Source organism: Nocardia arthritidis NBRC 100137, from assembly GCF_001612765.1.
Classification (GTDB): domain Bacteria; phylum Actinomycetota; class Actinomycetes; order Mycobacteriales; family Mycobacteriaceae; genus Nocardia; species Nocardia arthritidis.
This window is the reverse complement of sequence record NZ_BDBB01000030.1, coordinates 49,138-66,026: the sequence shown is the minus strand read 5'-3', so window position 1 is coordinate 66,026 and position 16,889 is coordinate 49,138. Positions and strand designations below refer to the sequence as shown.

General features: G+C 64.7%; 20 protein-coding genes. 8 read left to right on the top strand and 12 right to left on the bottom strand.

All coding sequences use genetic code 11. From position 1 onward, the window contains the following. Positions 1-37: 37 nt before the first annotated feature. From NA8_RS21450 to NA8_RS35235, 4 genes are all read left to right on the top strand, one after another. Positions 38-1,561: a hypothetical protein gene (locus NA8_RS21450; RefSeq protein WP_245663936.1), complete on the top strand. Its 1,524-nt coding sequence runs from the start codon at positions 38-40 to the stop codon at positions 1,559-1,561. 358 nt (positions 1,562-1,919) lie between these two features. Next, entirely contained in the window at positions 1,920-2,378 is a 459-nt protein-coding gene (locus NA8_RS21445) for a hypothetical protein (RefSeq protein WP_063052151.1), read from the top strand. Then, complete coding sequence (locus NA8_RS21440; protein ID WP_040864902.1) at positions 2,375-2,803, top strand: DUF4254 domain-containing protein; 429 nt, start codon at positions 2,375-2,377, stop codon at positions 2,801-2,803. Before NA8_RS21445 ends, NA8_RS21440 begins: the two co-directional genes overlap by 4 nt. Positions 2,804-3,177: 374 nt before the next feature. Beyond that, positions 3,178-3,639, top strand: a complete 462-nt coding sequence (locus tag NA8_RS35235; protein ID WP_245663935.1) for a class I SAM-dependent methyltransferase — start codon at positions 3,178-3,180, stop codon at positions 3,637-3,639. Positions 3,640-4,069: 430 nt separating this feature from the next. On the opposite strand, the gene map is transcribed toward NA8_RS35235, so the two are convergent. From map to rpsH, 9 genes are all read right to left on the bottom strand, one after another. Continuing rightward, complete coding sequence (gene map, locus NA8_RS21430) at positions 4,070-4,867, bottom strand: type I methionyl aminopeptidase (protein WP_063052150.1); 798 nt, start codon at positions 4,865-4,867, stop codon at positions 4,070-4,072. 29 nt (positions 4,868-4,896) lie between these two features. Then, a complete protein-coding gene (locus tag NA8_RS21425) occupies positions 4,897-5,442 on the bottom strand; it encodes an adenylate kinase (RefSeq protein WP_063052149.1) in 546 nt (181 codons plus the stop codon). Then, positions 5,439-6,761, bottom strand: coding sequence for a preprotein translocase subunit SecY (gene secY / locus NA8_RS21420; protein ID WP_063052148.1), 1,323 nt, complete (start codon positions 6,759-6,761; stop codon positions 5,439-5,441). The genes NA8_RS21425 and secY overlap by 4 nt, the downstream gene beginning before the upstream one ends. 172 nt (positions 6,762-6,933) lie before the next feature. Further along, positions 6,934-7,377 carry a 50S ribosomal protein L15 gene (rplO, locus tag NA8_RS21415; RefSeq protein WP_051168540.1) on the bottom strand — a complete coding sequence of 148 codons (444 nt, stop codon included), beginning with the start codon at positions 7,375-7,377 and terminating at the stop codon, positions 6,934-6,936. A 1-nt stretch (position 7,378) separates the two neighbouring features. Next, positions 7,379-7,558, bottom strand: a complete 180-nt coding sequence (rpmD, locus tag NA8_RS21410) for a 50S ribosomal protein L30 (protein WP_040864898.1) — start codon at positions 7,556-7,558, stop codon at positions 7,379-7,381. Beyond that, positions 7,558-8,217, bottom strand: a complete 660-nt coding sequence (gene rpsE, locus NA8_RS21405) for a 30S ribosomal protein S5 (protein WP_039795557.1) — start codon at positions 8,215-8,217, stop codon at positions 7,558-7,560. Before rpsE ends, rpmD begins: the two co-directional genes overlap by 1 nt. 70 nt (positions 8,218-8,287) lie before the next feature. Next, entirely contained in the window at positions 8,288-8,695 is a 408-nt protein-coding gene (rplR, locus tag NA8_RS21400; RefSeq protein ID WP_051174870.1) for a 50S ribosomal protein L18, read from the bottom strand. A gap of 2 nt (positions 8,696-8,697) precedes the next feature. Further along, positions 8,698-9,237, bottom strand: a complete 540-nt coding sequence (rplF, locus tag NA8_RS21395) for a 50S ribosomal protein L6 (RefSeq protein WP_063052147.1) — start codon at positions 9,235-9,237, stop codon at positions 8,698-8,700. A 14-nt stretch (positions 9,238-9,251) separates the two neighbouring features. Continuing rightward, positions 9,252-9,650 (bottom strand): 30S ribosomal protein S8, encoded by a 399-nt coding sequence (gene rpsH, locus NA8_RS21390; protein WP_039795549.1) that lies wholly within the window; start codon positions 9,648-9,650, stop codon positions 9,252-9,254. 283 nt (positions 9,651-9,933) lie between these two features. On the opposite strand from rpsH, the gene NA8_RS21385 reads away from it, so the two are divergent. Both NA8_RS21385 and NA8_RS33905 read left to right on the top strand, forming a co-directional pair. Then, the gene (locus NA8_RS21385) at positions 9,934-10,587 is read left to right on the top strand and encodes a Uma2 family endonuclease (protein ID WP_063052146.1); all 654 of its coding nucleotides are present in this window, start codon (positions 9,934-9,936) and stop codon (positions 10,585-10,587) included. Positions 10,588-10,926: 339 nt separating this feature from the next. Next, on the top strand, positions 10,927-11,181 hold the full coding sequence (locus NA8_RS33905; protein WP_157106822.1) for a hypothetical protein: 255 nt from the start codon (positions 10,927-10,929) through the stop codon (positions 11,179-11,181). Positions 11,182-11,752: 571 nt separating this feature from the next. On the opposite strand, the gene NA8_RS21380 is transcribed toward NA8_RS33905, so the two are convergent. Beyond that, positions 11,753-12,166: a hypothetical protein gene (locus tag NA8_RS21380; protein ID WP_157106821.1), complete on the bottom strand. Its 414-nt coding sequence runs from the start codon at positions 12,164-12,166 to the stop codon at positions 11,753-11,755. Continuing rightward, complete coding sequence (locus NA8_RS21375) at positions 12,166-13,536, bottom strand: WXG100 family type VII secretion target (protein WP_063052144.1); 1,371 nt, start codon at positions 13,534-13,536, stop codon at positions 12,166-12,168. Before NA8_RS21375 ends, NA8_RS21380 begins: the two co-directional genes overlap by 1 nt. A gap of 722 nt (positions 13,537-14,258) precedes the next feature. On the opposite strand from NA8_RS21375, the gene NA8_RS21370 reads away from it, so the two are divergent. Continuing rightward, positions 14,259-14,918 carry a DUF8020 domain-containing protein gene (locus tag NA8_RS21370; RefSeq protein ID WP_063052143.1) on the top strand — a complete coding sequence of 220 codons (660 nt, stop codon included), beginning with the start codon at positions 14,259-14,261 and terminating at the stop codon, positions 14,916-14,918. A gap of 879 nt (positions 14,919-15,797) precedes the next feature. Beyond that, entirely contained in the window at positions 15,798-16,382 is a 585-nt protein-coding gene (locus NA8_RS21360; RefSeq protein WP_063052141.1) for a hypothetical protein, read from the top strand. A 38-nt stretch (positions 16,383-16,420) separates the two neighbouring features. Here NA8_RS21360 and NA8_RS21355 read toward each other — a convergent pair whose 3' ends face one another. Then, entirely contained in the window at positions 16,421-16,792 is a 372-nt protein-coding gene (locus tag NA8_RS21355) for a MarR family winged helix-turn-helix transcriptional regulator (protein ID WP_218019489.1), read from the bottom strand. Positions 16,793-16,889: the final 97 nt, after the last annotated feature.

The window sequence follows — 16,889 nt, the reverse complement described above, 5'->3', positions numbered from 1 at the left end:
GTTATGTTGCGCGGTTGCCGCGCGTTGGCGGAGGATCATGCTGGAAACGAGGAGCGCGATGGATCTGGACGCGATGGAGCGCCAGATCGCCGCGGATCGATATGCGGCACTCGACCGTACGGTCGAATCCGAATTGCGCTTGGCCACCTCCCTCGGCGAACTCGCCAAGGGACTGATCGCCACCAAGACCAATGGTTCGATGCGCGATCGCACGCGGGAGGCGCTGGCGCCCGCCGAGGAAGCGGTGGCGATCCGCTTGCGCCTGCTGTCCAGGGGCCAAGTGCTGACCGCCCGCCTGGCGGGTGAGTTGAACGACGCGCTGCGCTCCTTCGAGCAGGCGGCACGGCACAGCGGCCGCAGGGAACTGGCCACCACGACGATCCGTCGTGCCTGTGACGTCTACCGTCAAGTGGCGCGCGAGCATCCCGAGGTCGCTGGCCCGTGCGCCGACGGCCTGTCCAAATGCGGCGTCTGGCTGGGCAGGCTGGACCAAGACGCCGCCGTGGCCGCGACCGAGGAGGCGGCCCGCATCCGCGCCGCCTTGGCCGCGGCGAACCCGGAACTGTCCGGCAAGTACCTGGCCAGTTTGAGCACGCTGCTGCGGACGCTCATGGTCGGCCGGTCGCGCAAGCAGGCCATCGCCATGTACCGGGAGCGGTACGCCGCGTTCACCTCGACCACCATGTCGATCCGGTTGCGCGCGTGCGGTATCCAGGACCTCGACCTCACCCCGAAGTCGCACCGGGCGCTGGTGGAACTCGGCTGCCGAACGCTGGAACAGGCGGGACGGCTCACCCAGCAGCAGGTCATGTTCAAGTCCTCCGGCGACCTGTCGACCGTCGAGGAGATCAACTGGAAACTGGCCCTGGTCGGCCTGCGCCCGCTCGCGCCGGGGACCGAACAGGATCAGCCGGCCACGCCCGTGCAGATCGGCTCCACCTTCGGCGCGCTGAGCGTGTACTTGCCGGCACGGGACGCCATAGCCCAGGTACGTGCCGCGATCATCGCGGCCTATGCCGTTGACGACGCCTACCCTCTCGACCGGGAGAGTTACCTCGGTACGCACGAGTCGAAGTGGAAGATCCGCGAGCCCGAGCTGAACACCTCGCCCACCCTCGGTGACGACATCGTGCTGATCGATCAGCCCTACGGCGGCTGGGTGACGGTCATGAGCCTGAACTGGGAACTCACGCCGGTGGCGAAAAACCCGCTGGCGCTACGCCTGTCCCAGGACTGGCCGGTCGCGGCGATCACGGTCACCGAGAACGTGGCCTATGAGCTGTGCTGGTACGAGCACGGCGCGGCCACCCAGTACGCCGCGCTCGGCCGTCCGGCCGGGCAAGCGCCCCTCGACAAGCCGCTCGCGCCACTGAACTTCGAAACGCTGGCTCTGTACAACCCCGACCGGGCGACCGAGAGCAAGCTGCGCGCGGCCTTCGGCAACACCAAGGTGTTCGCCAACCTCACCTATCTGCCGGACTGCGGCCTGCGCCAGATCAGTGTCGACACGCCGCTGTCCGAGCACGGCGACCGCGTGCTGTTCTTCCGTACGACACCCTGAGGCCGACTCCGGATACGCCTGTCGCGGCACGGATTTGCGGCAACGTAGCACATGTCGCCGCGGCGGCGCTGAACAAAATTCCCGGCGTCCCACCCCGCGTCGCCACAGGTAATTCGACCAGGTCATGCATCTGCCGAAGTGGGTGGGGAGCTGTGCCGCGCCCCCGGCCGGTCACCGCACCCGCCGGTAACCAGCACGAAAACCAATTTTTGGAGAACTAATTGAACGGAATGTTTGATCCGCTCCATGGAGTGCTCTACTGAAACAACGCTCGCACGGTGTACCGGATCACAGCACTGATGCCGCAGCATCGTCCGAGCGGCTTGGAAAAAGTCACACGAAGCTACCCGAGGGCCCCATGGACCAACTGGCGTTGGCGGACACCCCGACCGCCCGATGCGCCTTCTATCGACACACCTGCGACCTGCCCGCCGGAGTTCATCCGGAGATCGGCCGAATCGTCTTACGCGCCGGATTCGTCGGCGCGATCACGATGCCCGCCGCATTGGGGCAGCGAGTGCGCGACGATCTCACCCATCGCCGAATCGGTCTGGGTCCGATCATCTCGCACGTCCGGTCCAAACGGTGGACCTTTCTGACTCGCCCCGACCTACCCGACGACGTCCGGCTGTTCGCCGAGCTGTTCCGCCTGAACGTCTCGATCGTGCCCAGCGGCGGTGAGATCGCCCTACCTTCCCCCGCCGCTGCCGATTCCGATTACCGGCACTGGATCGTTGCTCCGCAGAACGGTTTCCGGCCTTCCGGCTCGTCCATCGTCGATGCCGTCCGTTCCTGCACGAGAACGGCTGCACGATGACGACCGGGGCACTGCCCGCCAAACATCAAGTACTGCAAGCCTGCCGAGGCGAACTGCCCGAAAGCAACCCGCTGCTGCGCAGTGCGCACGAACTCACCACGTTGCACGAACGCAGGCTCGGCGCGGCGCAAGATTCGCTCGACGAGATAGACGCGTTGCGCGCGAGCTTGATTCGTGACATAGATCGCTGGATCACCGTGCAGCTGCCGCCCGCGCACGGCGCCGCACACGTGCACACCGAGACCGTCGGCGCCGTGATCGACCGCCTGGCCCAGTTCACCGCGAACGCCTATGCGGCGCTGGCCAGCGCCTCGGAATGGGATCTGTGGGACGCCTGGCAGCGCTTGGCCGAGCTGGCCGTCGGTTACGACGACCTGGCCGCCGAGGTCTGCGCGGGCGTGCGCAGACTCCCTGGCGCATCGTAGGTTCCGCCGCGGCTCCCCATCCGTAAACTGGGACGGGTGGGGAGTCCGGACGACCATGCCGATGAGGCGCTCGCCCTGCACAACAGCAGGGCGGTTTCCTTCGGCGCCCGTGCCGCGGCCTACGCGCAGCACCGGCCCGACTATCCGGCCGCGGCCATCCGCTGGGCTCTGGCTCGCGTCGCCGATCGGAGACCACCCGTCGTCCTCGATCTCGGCGCGGGCACCGGCAAACTGACCCGGGGGCTTCTCGCCACCGGTGCGTCGGTGATCGCGGTGGAACCCGACACGCACATGCTCGCCGAACTGATCCGCCGGTTCCCGGACGTCACCGCCCACATCGGTAGGCCGAAGCAATCCCGCTCCCGGATGGTTCGGTGGACGCGATCGTCGCCGGGCAGGCGTTCCACTGGTTCGACTTGGACCGTGCCTATCCAGAATTCCTCCGGGTGCTGCGGCCGGGCGGCGCTCTCGCGGCCCTGTGGAACACCGCCGACGACTCGGTGGAGTGGGTCGCCGGGCTGAAAGAGGTAGACCGGTCGAGCGTGTCGGCGGCGCAGCCACCGAGCGGACAAATCGTTCTGCCCACGCACCCGCTGTTCGATGAGCACGAGTTCGAACGATCGACGTTCCCGCATCGGCATCGGCGCACGGCCGAGTCCTTGACGGCGACGATCGGCACGCAATCGCACACACTGGTGATCCCGCCCGAGGAACGGGCCGAATTGCTCGACCGGATCATGAACTATCTGCGCACGCGGCCGCAGACAGCAGAGGGCGAATTCGACCTGCCCATCATCACATCGGCACCGCGAGCCACCCTGCGCACCGCGGACTGAACGGCTACTTACGCAGACGAAACGCCCAGGCCACAACGCTCCCGTCGCCAAGGCGGAGGCGGCGAACGAGCCCGATCGCATCGAACTGCGGACCGCGCCAAGCCAATTCGAGTAGCGGCCTACTCACGTGCGGGTGACCCTCCCGGCCATACGCTGACGGCATCGTTCAGAACCGTATCGAACCAAGGAGAAAGTAACCGTTCCACCCCGCACGGGCACCGCCCCGGGCGCACCGCTTCGGCTCAACGCGCAGGACGCGGGTGCAAGGAACGACGTCACCGATCCAGCGAAAGCTGGGTATCGCCCGATGGGCGTGTCGGCGCAAGGTGTCGGCACGCGGAGACGCGGCGAGATCGACCAGGAAGACTGGCGTCGGTGCGGCTCGTTTCCTCGCCGCGCAGTGTTACCGAACCGGGCCGCCCGACGGCCGCTACTCCGGACGCAGCGTCAGGATCCGGGGTCCGTCCTCGGTGACGGCGACAGTGTGCTCCCAATGTGCCGCACGACTGCCGTCCACGGTGATCACGGTCCAGTCGTCGTCGAGCACCTTTGTCTGGGTGGTGCCGAGCGTGAGCATCGGCTCGATCGCGAGCACCGACCCGACCACGAGCTTCGGGCCCTTACCCGGCTCGCCTTCGTTGGCGAGGAACGGGTCGAGGTGCATCTCGCGGCCGATGGCGTGCCCACCGTAGCCGTCGACGATGCCGTAGGCGCGCCCGTGCTCCTTCTCGGCCGCCCGGGTGCCCAGCTCGATCGCGTGCGAAACGTCGGTCAGCCGGTTACCGGGCAGCATCGCCGCGATACCCGCCTCCATCGACGACTTGGTCGCCTCGCTGAGCAGGCGGTCGGCCTCGATGATCATGCCCACACCGAAAGTCCAGGCCGAATCACCGTGCCATCCGTCGAGAATCGCCCCGCAGTCGATGGAGACCAGGTCGCCTTCGGTGAGGATCTCCTCCGCCGTCGGGATCCCGTGCACCACGCGATCGTTCACCGACGCGCAGATGGACGCGGGGAAGCCGTGGTAGCCCTTGAACGATGGCACCGCGCCCGCGTCCCGGATCACCTGCTCGGCGACCTCGTCCAGTTCCAGGGTGGACACCCCGGGCTTGGCGGCCGCGCGCACGGCCACCAAGGCGCGGCCGACGATCGCGCCGGCCGCCGCCATGGCATCCAGTTCGCCTGCCGTCCGGAACGGCACGACCTTCTTCTTGCGGTTGAAGACCATCCCGCCTCAGCGCTCCATCGCGAACCGACTCAGTGGCCCAGCGCGCGCAGTGCCCGCGCGTTGACGTCATCGACCTCGCCGACGCCGTCCACCGAGACGACCAGTCCGTCGTAGTGCTCCAGCAGCGGTTCGGTCTCTTCGCGGTACACCCGCAGGCGGTTGCGGATCACACCCTCGTTGTCATCGGTGCGGCCACGGGCGAGCATCCGCTCGACCACGGTGTCCTCCGGCACGACGAAGCGCAGCACCGCGTCGAGCTTGGTGCTCATGTCCTCGAGGATCTTCTCCAGCGCGTCGGCCTGGTCCACCGTGCGCGGGTATCCGTCGAGTACGAACCCGTTGGCGGCGTCGGGCTCGTTGACCCGCGCCTCGACCATGCGGTTGGTCACGTCGCTGGGCACCAGGTCGCCCGCGTCCATGTACTTCTGCGCCTCGCGGCCCAGCGGGGTCTGCTGGCTGATATTCGCGCGGAACAGGTCCCCGGTGGAGATGTGCGGAACGCCCAGCTTCTCCGACAGCAGGACAGCCTGGGTGCCTTTACCGGCGCCCGGCGGACCGAGCAGTACAACTCTCACTTGAGGAACCCTTCGTAATTTCGATTCATCAGCTGGCTCTCGATCTGCTTCACGGTGTCCAAACCGACGCTCACCATGATCAGCACCGCGGTACCGCCGAACGGGAGGTTCTGGGTACCACCGGAGGCGCCGATGTCGAGGAACAGGTTCGGCAGCACAGCGACCAGACCGAGATAGATCGAGCCGGGGAGGGTGATACGGCTCAGGACGAAGTTGAGGTAGTCGGCGGTCGGCTTGCCGGGCCGGTAGCCCGGGATGAAGCCGCCGAACTTCTTCATCTCGTCGGCGCGCTCCTCCGGGTTGAAGGTGATCGCGACGTAGAAGTAGGTGAAGAACACGATCAGACTGAAGTAGATCGCGATGTACACCGGGTTGCCCGGGTTCACCAGGTATTTCTGGATGATCTCCTGCCACCAGCTCGGGTTCTGGTTGTTCTGCGCGCCCGTCAGCTGCGCAACCAGGTTCGGCAGATACAGCAGCGACGAGGCGAAGATGACCGGGATGACACCCGCCTGGTTCACCTTCAGCGGCAGGTAGGTCGAGGAGCCGCCGTACATCTTGCGGCCGACCACACGCTTGGCGTACTGCACCGGGATGCGGCGCTGGCCCTGCTCGACGAAGATCACCGCGGCGATGATCGCCAGCGCGGCGACGCACACCAGGCCGAACACCAGGCCGCCCCGGCTGTCCAGGATCGCCTTGCCCTCGCTCGGGATGCGGGCGGCGATACCGGCGAAGATCAGCAGGGACATGCCGTTGCCGATGCCGCGCTCGGTGATCTGCTCGCCGAACCACATCACCAGACCCGCGCCCGCAGTCATCACGAGCACGATGATGATCATGCCGAAGATGCTGGTGTCGGCCAGGATGTCCTTCTCGCAGCCCTGCAGCAGCTGGCGGCGGGCCGCCAGTGCGACCAGACCGGTGGCCTGCAGGATCGCCAAGGCGATCGACAGATATCGGGTGTACTGCGTCATCTTCGTCTGGCCTGCTTGGCCTTCCTTGCGCAGTTCCTCGAACCGCGGGATGACGACGGTGAGCAGCTGGATGATGATGCTCGCGGTGATGTAGGGCATGATGCCGATCGCGAAGACCGACAGCTGCAGCAGCGCACCACCGGAGAACAGGTTGATCAGCTGGTAGATGCCGCCCGATTCACCACCGGAGACCAGGTCGATACACTCCTGGACAGCCTTGTAGTCGACGCCGGGGGACGGCAGCGAGGCACCCAGCCGGTACAACGCGATCAACCCCAGCGTGAAGAGAATCTTCCGCCGTAAGTCCGGAGTCCGGAAGGCCGATACGAAGGCGGAAAGCACTGATCCTCCTGGCGAACGACATGGTCATGACATGGATGTTCAGCGATGTCCCTGCTCGACACAGAAGGGACGCCGAAAACCACGACGAGGCTTGGCAGACAACAATTGAACTCTAACAGTGGCACCGGACGAGCCGTTCACTCGTCCGGTGCCGCTGTCATGCAGAGTACCGTCAGCCCAGCTCGGTGACGGTGCCACCGGCGGCGGTGATCTTCTCTTTCGCCGAGCCGGTGACCTTGTCCACGGTCACCTGGACCGCGACGCCGATCTCACCATCGCCGAGGACCTTGACCAGCTGGTTCTTGCGAACCGCGCCGGCCGCCACGAGCTCGGCCTTGCCGACCTCGCCGCCCTCGGGGAACAGCTTCGCGATGGCGCCGACGTTCACGACCTGGTATTCCGTGCGGAACGGGTTCGTGAAGCCCTTCAGCTTGGGCAGCCGCATGTGCAGCGGCATCTGCCCGCCCTCGAAGGCGGCCGGGACGTTCTTGCGCGCCTTGGTTCCCTTGGTACCACGGCCCGCGGTCTTGCCCTTGGAGCCCTCACCGCGACCCACGCGGATCTTCTCGGTCTTGGCGCCGGGAGCCGGACGCAGGTGGTGCAATTTGATGGTCATGTCAGACCTCCTCAACGGTCACGAGGTGGCGCACGACGTTGATCAGCCCGCGGTTCTGGGCATTGTCCTCGCGGACCACGGTCTTGCGGATACCGCGCAGGCCGAGGGTCCGAAGGCTGTCCCGCTGATTCTGCTTGGCGCCGATCGAACTCTTGATCTGGGTCACCTTGAGATCTGCCATTACTTGACACCTCCGGCAGCCTGAGCGCGCGCACGCAACATGCCGGCAGGGGCGACGTCCTCGAGCGGCAGGCCACGACGGGCCGCGACCTCTTCCGGACGCTGCAACTGCTTGAGGGCAGTGACAGTCGCGTGCACGACGTTGATGGCGTTGTCGCTACCGAGCGACTTCGCCAGAATGTCGTGGATACCGGCGCATTCCAGCACGGCACGAGCCGCGCCACCGGCGATCACACCGGTACCCGGCGAGGCCGGGCGCAGCATGACCACACCGGCCGCGGCCTCACCCTGAACCGGGTGCGTGATGGTGGAGCCGATCATCGGGACGCGGAAGAAGTTCTTGCGAGCCTCTTCGACACCCTTCTGGATGGCCGCGGGAACTTCCTTGGCCTTGCCGTAGCCGACGCCGACCAGACCGTTGCCATCACCCACGATCACGAGGGCGGTGAAGCTGAAGCGACGACCACCCTTCACGACCTTGGAGACGCGGTTGATCGCGACGACCCGCTCGAGCTGGTTCTTCTCGGCGGCGTTGTCGCGACGGTCGCCGCCGCCCCGACGGTCGCCACCACCGCGGCGGTCGCCGCGGCCGCCCTCGGGGGCGCTGCCATTCTGTCCGGCGGGTCCGCTTCCGCCGTCACGCCTCTGACGTCCCGGCATCAGACGTTCCTTCCGTTCATGATCAGCTGAACGCTCAGCTGTGTTTCCTGGATGCTTCGCAGGCTACGCATCAGAATTTCAACCCACCTTCGCGAGCGGCATCGGCCAGTGCGGCGATCCGGCCGTGGTAGTCGTGCCCACCACGGTCGAACACGACGGCCTCGACACCGGCGGCCTTGGCCCGCTCGGCCAGCAGGGCGCCGACCTTCTTGCTCTTGGCCGACTTGTCGCCGTCCAGCGCCCGCACGTCGGCCTCGATGGTCGAGGCGGCGGCGATGGTCTTGCCCGCCGAGTCGTCCACCAGCTGCGCGTGCAGGTGCCGCGAGGAGCGGTTGACCACCAGGCGCGGACGCTCGGTGGTTCCTTCCACCTTCTTGCGCAGACGGAAGTGACGGCGCGTCTTCGACAGACGGCGCTGGGTCGACACGTCCTTGCCCAGGGGGATGCGCTTGGCCTTCTGGTTTTCGGTTTGCGCCATGATCACTTACCCGTCTTTCCGACCTTGCGGCGAACGACCTCGCCGGCGTAGCGGATGCCCTTGCCCTTGTACGGGTCGGGCTTGCGCAGGCCGTGGATGACCGCCGAAATCTGGCCGACCTTCTGCTTGTCGATTCCGGACACGGAGAACTTGGTGGGCGACTCCACCGCGAACGTGATCCCCTCGGGCGCCTCGATCGGCACCGGGTGGCTGTAGCCGAGGGCGAACTCGAGGTTCTGGCCCTTCAGCGCGACGCGGTAACCGACGCCGAAGATTTCCATCTTCTTCTCGTAGCCCTGGGTCACGCCGACAACCATGTTCGACACGAGGGTGCGGGTCAGGCCGTGCAGTGCGCGGCTGCGGCGCTCGTCGTCCGGACGGGCGACCTCGAGCTGGCCGTCCTCGCCCTTGGCGACGGTGATCGGCTCGGCGACGGTGAGCGACAGGGTGCCCTTGGGCCCCTTCACCGAGATGTCTTGGCCGTCGATGGCGACATCGACACCGGCCGGGATTGCGATGGGCTTCTTACCAATACGCGACATTGTCCTGACCTCCCTTACCAGACGTAGGCGAGGACTTCGCCGCCCACGCCCTGCTTGGCCGCCTGCTTGTCGGTCAGCAGGCCGGAAGACGTGGAGATGATCGCCACGCCGAGGCCGCCGAGCACCTTGGGCAGGTTGGTGGATTTCGCGTACACGCGCAGACCGGGCTTGGAGACACGGCGCACGCCTGCGAGGCTGCGCTCACGGCTCGGGCCGTACTTGAGGTCGACGATGAGCGTCTTGCCCACCTGTGCGTCCTCGGTCCGGTAATCGGCGATGTAGCCCTCGCGCTTGAGGATCTCGGCGATGTTCGCCTTGAGCTTCGAGTGCGGAGCCTTCACCTGATCGTGGTACGCCGAGTTGGCGTTGCGCAGACGTGTCAGGAAGTCTGCGATCGGATCAGTCATGGTCATGGTTCGACCTAGACACCTTTCTCGCCGCGGTTCCCATACAGCGCTGACATGCACATCGGCATGCCCAGCGGTGGGCCTACGACAATTCGGATGGTCCGGCCGACACTTGCCGACCGGAGGAGGTTCGATCGCCCGAGCGCACGCATGCGGACATGGAGGTGCCCAGGCAACCGCTCTAGTGTAGGCAAGGGGTTCACCGGGGCAAAATCCGGGTCTGTGAGCACGGCGTTTCATCCGGTTTGTGACCAGCGGAAATGAGCTGTCGCCGGTCTACCATGAGGCTATGTCGAGCCCAGGCGTCGAACGACCCGATCTTCCGGAGTTCATGACCTGGGAGGAGCTCGAGCAGCTACCCGAGGAGATCGCCGCACAGATCGAGCTGCGGAACGGGCGCGTCGTCTGGCGACAGCGGGAATCTGCCGAACATCAAGCATTCACCTTCGCGCTGACCAGCGCACTCAAGCGCTGCGCCCGCGATGGCATGGCCGAGCAGCCGCAAAGCTGGTGGCGCGTGGATTTCGAAACCAACGTCTTCTTCGGCACCACCGGCAAGTCGGACTTCGCCATCCCCGATGTCCTCGTCTACCGCCGCCTCGATGCCCCCTACCAGGACATCCGCGCCCAAGACGTGATCCTGGCAGGACGAATCCATTCGCCGTGGAGCGCCGCTACCGATCCTTACGACGAGCAGAGGCGCTACGCCGATGCAGGCGTTCCCTGGTACTGGGAAGTGACGCTCGCACGCGAGAAGAGCACCGTCGCGCTGGTCCGCGCATACGCCCTGGAAACCACCCCTGGCAAGCTCCCACCCGGCGTACACCCGCTCTATCCGGCCAACTACCTCCTGATCGGCAAGTGGTCACCCGAGAATTCCGACGCCATCACCATCGACTTCCCGTTCCCGATCCATATCCCGTGGTCGGAGTTGGACTTCTGACCGCGCCAGGGGGCTTCATCCGGGCTCCGAAAGGGTAGACAGGGTCTGATTCGATGCATTCGATCCCCACACCACTTATTGACGCATTGGAAATGCAGGTGGTTCCATCAACTATTGTGATTCAACTCATAGCGCGATCTAGCACTGCTCCTTTCAAGCGTTGATCGGCGACCTACTTTTCGCCGGTGGCCGTTGCGTCTCAGCGCGTTCACCACCTTCTCGAGGTAGTGCGTCATCGATTACCGCGAAGGAAGTTGCAGATCCAATACTGTTGCGACAGAGGCGACATCATGTACTCTGAGATCGCGGCAGCTAGGCCGTGAGAGGTAAGGGGAGGAAATGATTTCAAAGCTGATCGGTGGCGCAGCACTCGCCCTGGGCTTGACTTTCGGAGCTACGGGCGCCGCATCCGCCGATATCGAGACATGGCTTGCCATCTATGTCGATGGACGATCGCATCAATTCGATTCCAAGGGCGCATGCGACAACTTCGGCAGAGCCAATGTAGGTAAATTCTCCGGGGAATTCAGGGAATGGAGCTGCAACTATCTCCCTTATTTTCAAAAATGGGAACTACAGGGGCACAGGCGCTAAGTCGTAGCTGATTCGGCTGCTTTACCGACGACGCCACCTCCGCGGTCCGCCGACGGGGGTGGCGTTCGATTTTCGGGTGAACGCGGGCTCGTGACGCGGCGTGGTCACGGCTTCGGCCGGCGCGGGTCGGAAGACGACGCAGCACGCGCGATGTGTGGGATTAGCAGCCGCACCCGACGTGGCCACCGCGTCCACCGTGGCGTTGAACCCGTCCCAGGTCGAGGTCGTGGTGATCACCCCACCGGCGATCGAGGGGTTACTGCCAAATGGTGAAGACCATACCCCCGCCGCAATGACGCCTCACCGGGCATCGCTCTGATGCGACGTCTCGACCTGTAACCGAAGCAGAAGCCCACAACCCCGATAGGCACCTTCACCAGCTCGCGCGGTGGCCGGACCGTGTCACCGACCAGATCCCCTACGCAGCAACGCTGACCCAAAGGAGATGGCTTTCGATCGCGGCCTCGACTGCGACCCCCAGCCTTACCACCGATACCCGCTGCCCTTCACCGTGGACCGGTCAGCGCGCCCATGCGACGACTCCGCTACACCGGACATAAAATCCGGCTTGTCATTTATTCATCAGTTCACGCAGGTTACTCAGACCCACCTTCGCGTCAGGCGACAATCTGGACTGATCGATAGACAGAGCGGTGCGAAGGACAGGAAACTCCCCGAAGTTGTCGAGCTCGCTCAGCATATAGGCGGTGTAGTCGATGTCAGGATCGCTTCGGCGCCGACCCAGTTCAGTCAGAACCGCCAGCAATCCGTCTTCCCCGCCGGCGCGGACGAGTTGCTCAGCCGCGTCGACTCGCATGGTTACGATCTCGTCATCGATCATTATCTCTTGCAGTCGTTCTCGCGCACTGCTGGATTGGATTTTACGTCCGAGATCAGGTATCGCTTCTATCCTTGTAGAATTATCACTACTTCGGGAGCGCGCCAATATCGACGACAGCTCGGCATCGGCATCACCGGTGTCCACTATGGAATCTCCTCAGGTAGCGCGGCCCGGACATTGTTTCGATCGGTGCGAGCGAAGATCTCGCCGGTCTCCGGTTTGACATATTTTTGAATTTCCACCACATGAGGCGTTGGAATGGTTTGACCCGTCGCCTTGTTATAATGCGAATCACCTGTCAAATCGACCCGCTTCGTCGCGACCCCGTCACTATCATAGTACGAATAGTTCGTAATATTACCTTGGGGATCGCGTTTGACCAGGTACCCGTTCGGCGGCCCTCCCTGGGTGGGTAGATTTCCGCCAGTCCATGTCTGCGCGTTGTCGAGATCGTTCTTGAGCGACTTCACCGGAGGCCTTTTGACGTCGCCACTCTTCCCGCGCAATCGATCGCGTAGGTCGGTAACCACTTTTCGGGCCTTGAGAGCGGCGTCCTTCGCCTCCTGGCGGACACCGGCGATCTGTAACGCCTTGCGTGCGCGCCAAGCGACGATGCCGTCTTTGATCTTTCCCGCCCATCTCCGCACCGTGTCCAGAGCCTTGGCGGCGGTGACCGCTCCGGCTCCGAAGCTGATCAGCGAAAGGCCGATGGTGATCGCGGCGTCGATGGCGAGGTCCTGGGCTAGAGACTTCAGGAAGCCCTTGATCTCGTCGCGGAGTTCCGTCAGCGCGTCCTTGTACGCGATGCAAGACTGGCTGATCTGGGTGCAGGCGGTCAGCAGTTGATCGATCGAGCTCGCGAGGGATTTTAGGTCGTCTTGGATGTAGCCCGCGTCATCAGCGGTGACACTGTCGAACAAGCTCGCCGCGATCGCGATCTTGTCGCGGGCATTGGTGTTCTGGTAGATCGTGCCGAGACGGTCCCACGCGTCGGCCGCCTTGGCGAGTTTGCCGGTGTCGCCATCAGGGACAGGTATGCCGATATGGCTGATGATATTGATGCCTTGGTCCACGATGCCCTGGCCAGGGCCGCCCGCGGAGGCGGGGACCGAAAAGGGTCCGAAGACGGGCATACCGGCGTCCGTGGGCCGGGCTGGTTGCGGCGCGCCCTTCACGGAGGCGTCGGCTTGGGCATGGGTGAAGCCGATGTCATACAGGGCGCTGCCGCTGGCGAAAGCCTGGTCGGTCTCACGGACGGTGTCGGCGGTGACCCCGAGCTTCTCCGCCAGCTCGAACAACGCATCCCAGACCTGCACCGCCCCCTGGTGGAACTCCTCCCACCCGATCGTGAAAGCGCCTGAATTATTCCCCGTCCAGCTCTCCAACATGTCTCGCACGTCGGTCTCCAGCGCGGAGTACCCGTCCCGGCATTGAGTGGCGACATCGAACGCCAAGCGGCTCAATGCTTTGACCTCAGCGGCGTCGATCGACAGTGATGGCTGTTCCCCCGCCACGCCTCTGTCCCCCTCTACCGGCGAACGATTCAGACGAATCTACCCCAGTCGCACATCCGCCGTCACTCATTGGATCTGGCATCCGCCAACACGAGCAGGTTGTCGCGAACCTCCGCAATGCGAGCCATGCGTCGCGCGCGTTCGACCCGCGCCGCACCGTACTCGCGTTCGACCCGGACACCGACGCCGCTGACCTGTCTCGAATCCGAAAATGAACGCAAACGAGGGCGCGGACTCGGGTGGAGCCCGTGCCCTCGTTCGGGTTCAGCTGCGGCGCTCAGCAGAGCGCCCCAGCTCACCAGGAGCCGTGCACGCCCGGCAGCTCGCCCCGGTGCGCCTCTCACGGAGGCAGACGAGCAGAGACCGAACTTGCGTACACCGCGTGCGGGGAACCGCACCGCTGGCAGCGTGGTGTAGGCGAGGACAGCGTCCCGGATGGTTGCTCGGCTGCGTGGGCGCTTGGCTGGCCGAGGTTGTGGTCGTCGACGACTGGCGGTTGCCCGATGCCGCGGCTGGGCAGGCAACAGCATTCGCTCTTGGTTAGCCGAATGCCATCTCAGACTGAAATATCCTGCTGCTCAATCGGTTCCACATTGTCGGCAATGTCACAAGACTTGCCTTCATGGCCGGGCAATCGCTACCAATAGTGCGTTCACATCGCACGATACGACGTTCGATTCGTCCACGTGGGGGTGTCGGGGTCGGGGAGGAGAATTAATTCAATGTTCTATCGCGCTGCAATTCAGGTCGGTCGTAAGGCGCTCATCGGCGCGCTGCCGCTGGCCGTTGCGACTACGTTCGCCGGTGCCGGAGCCGCATCGGCCACCAACTACGCCGAGCAGCAGGCGCAGTTGGCGCAGGCGATTTCTACGTCGGGCACGTCGGCGGACGTCGGCTACCGCGCCACGGTGGCGCCGGACCTGCGCACCGTCTCCACCACGCTGGACGCAGGCACGTTCCAGCTCGGCGAGGCATCGATCAAGGTCGTGAACCAGGCGGGCGCAGCGGTTACCGAGCTTCCGCGCGCGCTGGTCACGCCGTCCGGTACCACCATCGCGCTGGATGCCAAGGTGTCCGAAGACGGCCGCACGCTGTCGGTGACCACACCCGAGGTCTCGGCGGCGACGGGTGCGGAGCTGAAGGACATCGCGACCAATCCGGGTGCGCAGTACCCGGATCCGGTGATGAACGGCGCGGCCGCGGGCGCGGGCGTCGGCGCGGTCGCGGCCCTCATCACCTGCATTCCGACCCTGGCGGTCTTCGTCGTCGGTTACGCGCTGTGCGCCGTGGTCGGCGTGGTGACCACCGCCATCCTGGGCGCTGTGATCGGCGCGATCGTGGGTACGGTCGCACCCGATGTCATTCCGCAGGTGCTGCCCTGACAGTCAGCGATTGACCTGCTGAGCCGAATGCGCGAAAGGCGCTGCTGCGGAGACTATCCGCCGCAGCGCCTTTTTTGGTACCACTCCACTTCACCCGCGTCTCGGGTGAGAAGACGCGTACAGCACGTTTCCTGCACACGCTTGTAATTTGCAGATTCCGGTCACCGAGAAACTGATCGAACCGGCCCACACCCCTATCGGCCCCGAGATCATCGAAACGTCCGCATATCGATCGATCGTGCAGCGCCCCCCAAATTCCGCGGACAGCCTGGTTCGCGCCAAGTGCGACATTTAGACATTCACTCGGCGGAGCTTGCTTCCGTCGTACGAACCCGTCCGGAAGTTGCCGCAGGCTTCCGGCATTGACAACTCGGGACCAGCGCCGTGGTGCTACCACATCCTCGACAGTCTTACACCCATGGAAGCGCACCGCCGGACAGAGCGCAGGCGAGCCGGCGAGGCCGGTCCAAGCGCCGCGTTACAGACGGCGGAGGTGATGCCATAGACGGATAGCGTATAGGCAAGATACTTGTCTATACTGCGATAGATGGCGATTCCGGCAGTCGTTCCCACGAGGATGACTGTGTGTAAGCACGAAGGAGATGGTTGTGCGTAAGCACAAGGGCCTTGTCGGCTGTTCGGCTCCGGCCACGGCCGTTTGCCCCTGCCGATCCGGTGCGCGGTCGGTGGGCTCAGTCGCGACGCATGCGGTCATCGGCGCGACCCTCATCGGTGGGTTCTCAGCGAAGCTCTCCGGTGAACCAGGAACTCGAATCGACGTCATCGGCATGGCGCGGCGCGGCGAATCGGCGAACTGGACGGCATCGACACCGGCTAGCACCGGATACGACCGCCGTCGCACAGATGGGATCGACGGCCGTGACTGATGAGGCGACATCTTTCCCCAGGTACATCACTCGCGATATTGAGCTGCCTTTGCATCTCCCGACCGGCGAATATTCGGAATTCCTGAGATGCGCTATCAGTACGGGCGAGTTGACGATCGACAGGCTCGCGGACCTGTTGCGTCCGGGCACCCCGGCCAACCCCTCCCAGCCAGTGTTCGTGCAGCGGCACGAGTTGCGGTTGGACAGGCTGGACGAGATCAATGGACATCCGCTCGTCTACCACAGATATCTGAATGTGGTCAGAAGGGCGGAGGGCGTAAGGGAGTTGATCGCCAATTCTTCCGAGGCCGTGAGCGATACGAAAGGTGAGATGTCGGCCTTCCTCAGTCAGTCGCTCGGGCGCATCGAGGACTCCGTTCGGTCGCTCAACGAGAAGTTGGAATCCGCTTCCGTTGGCGCTGGAAACAGGATTCCGCTCCAAACCCAGGCAGACCTGGTCGACGCCATAGACAGGACCCTCGGAACTGCGGTGGACGAGGTTCGCGGCGCCGCCGATAAGCTACGTGAAGTGGCGCGTGATATCGACTGGCACAGTTCTCGAGTGCACGACAGCTAGGTGTCGGCACATCGATCGCGGTGCGAGGCCGGACCAGTTCAGTCCTGTTTGTTCACCAGGATGGTCAGGGTGCGGTGCAGTTCGGCCATCCGCTCTGGGCCGAGAACGCTCTCCCAGTCTCGTTCCAGTGCTCGCATGCTGCGGTGCAGTACGCGGGTGGCCATGCGGCCGCGTGGCGTGAGGCAGACCAGCTTGGCGCGGCGGTCGCCGGGGTCGTCGATACGGGTGAGGTAGCCTGCGCGTTCGAGTGTCCCAACGACCTGCGCGGCGGCTTGCCGCGTCACTCCGAGCTTGGCCGCCAGATCCGACGCCCGCACACCACCACCCAACAGGAGAGGGAGCAACTGGAGGGCGTGCCGCGGGAGTAGATCGGGCATGCCGTTCTCGGCGAACGCTTCAGACAGTTTCACGCTGTTCAAACGGGCAAGGCGGTAAACCAAGCCTGGTGGCGCGGCCGAGGGAGGGCTGGTGGGAGGTTCGCTCACCCTGCGTATTCTGCCACCTGCG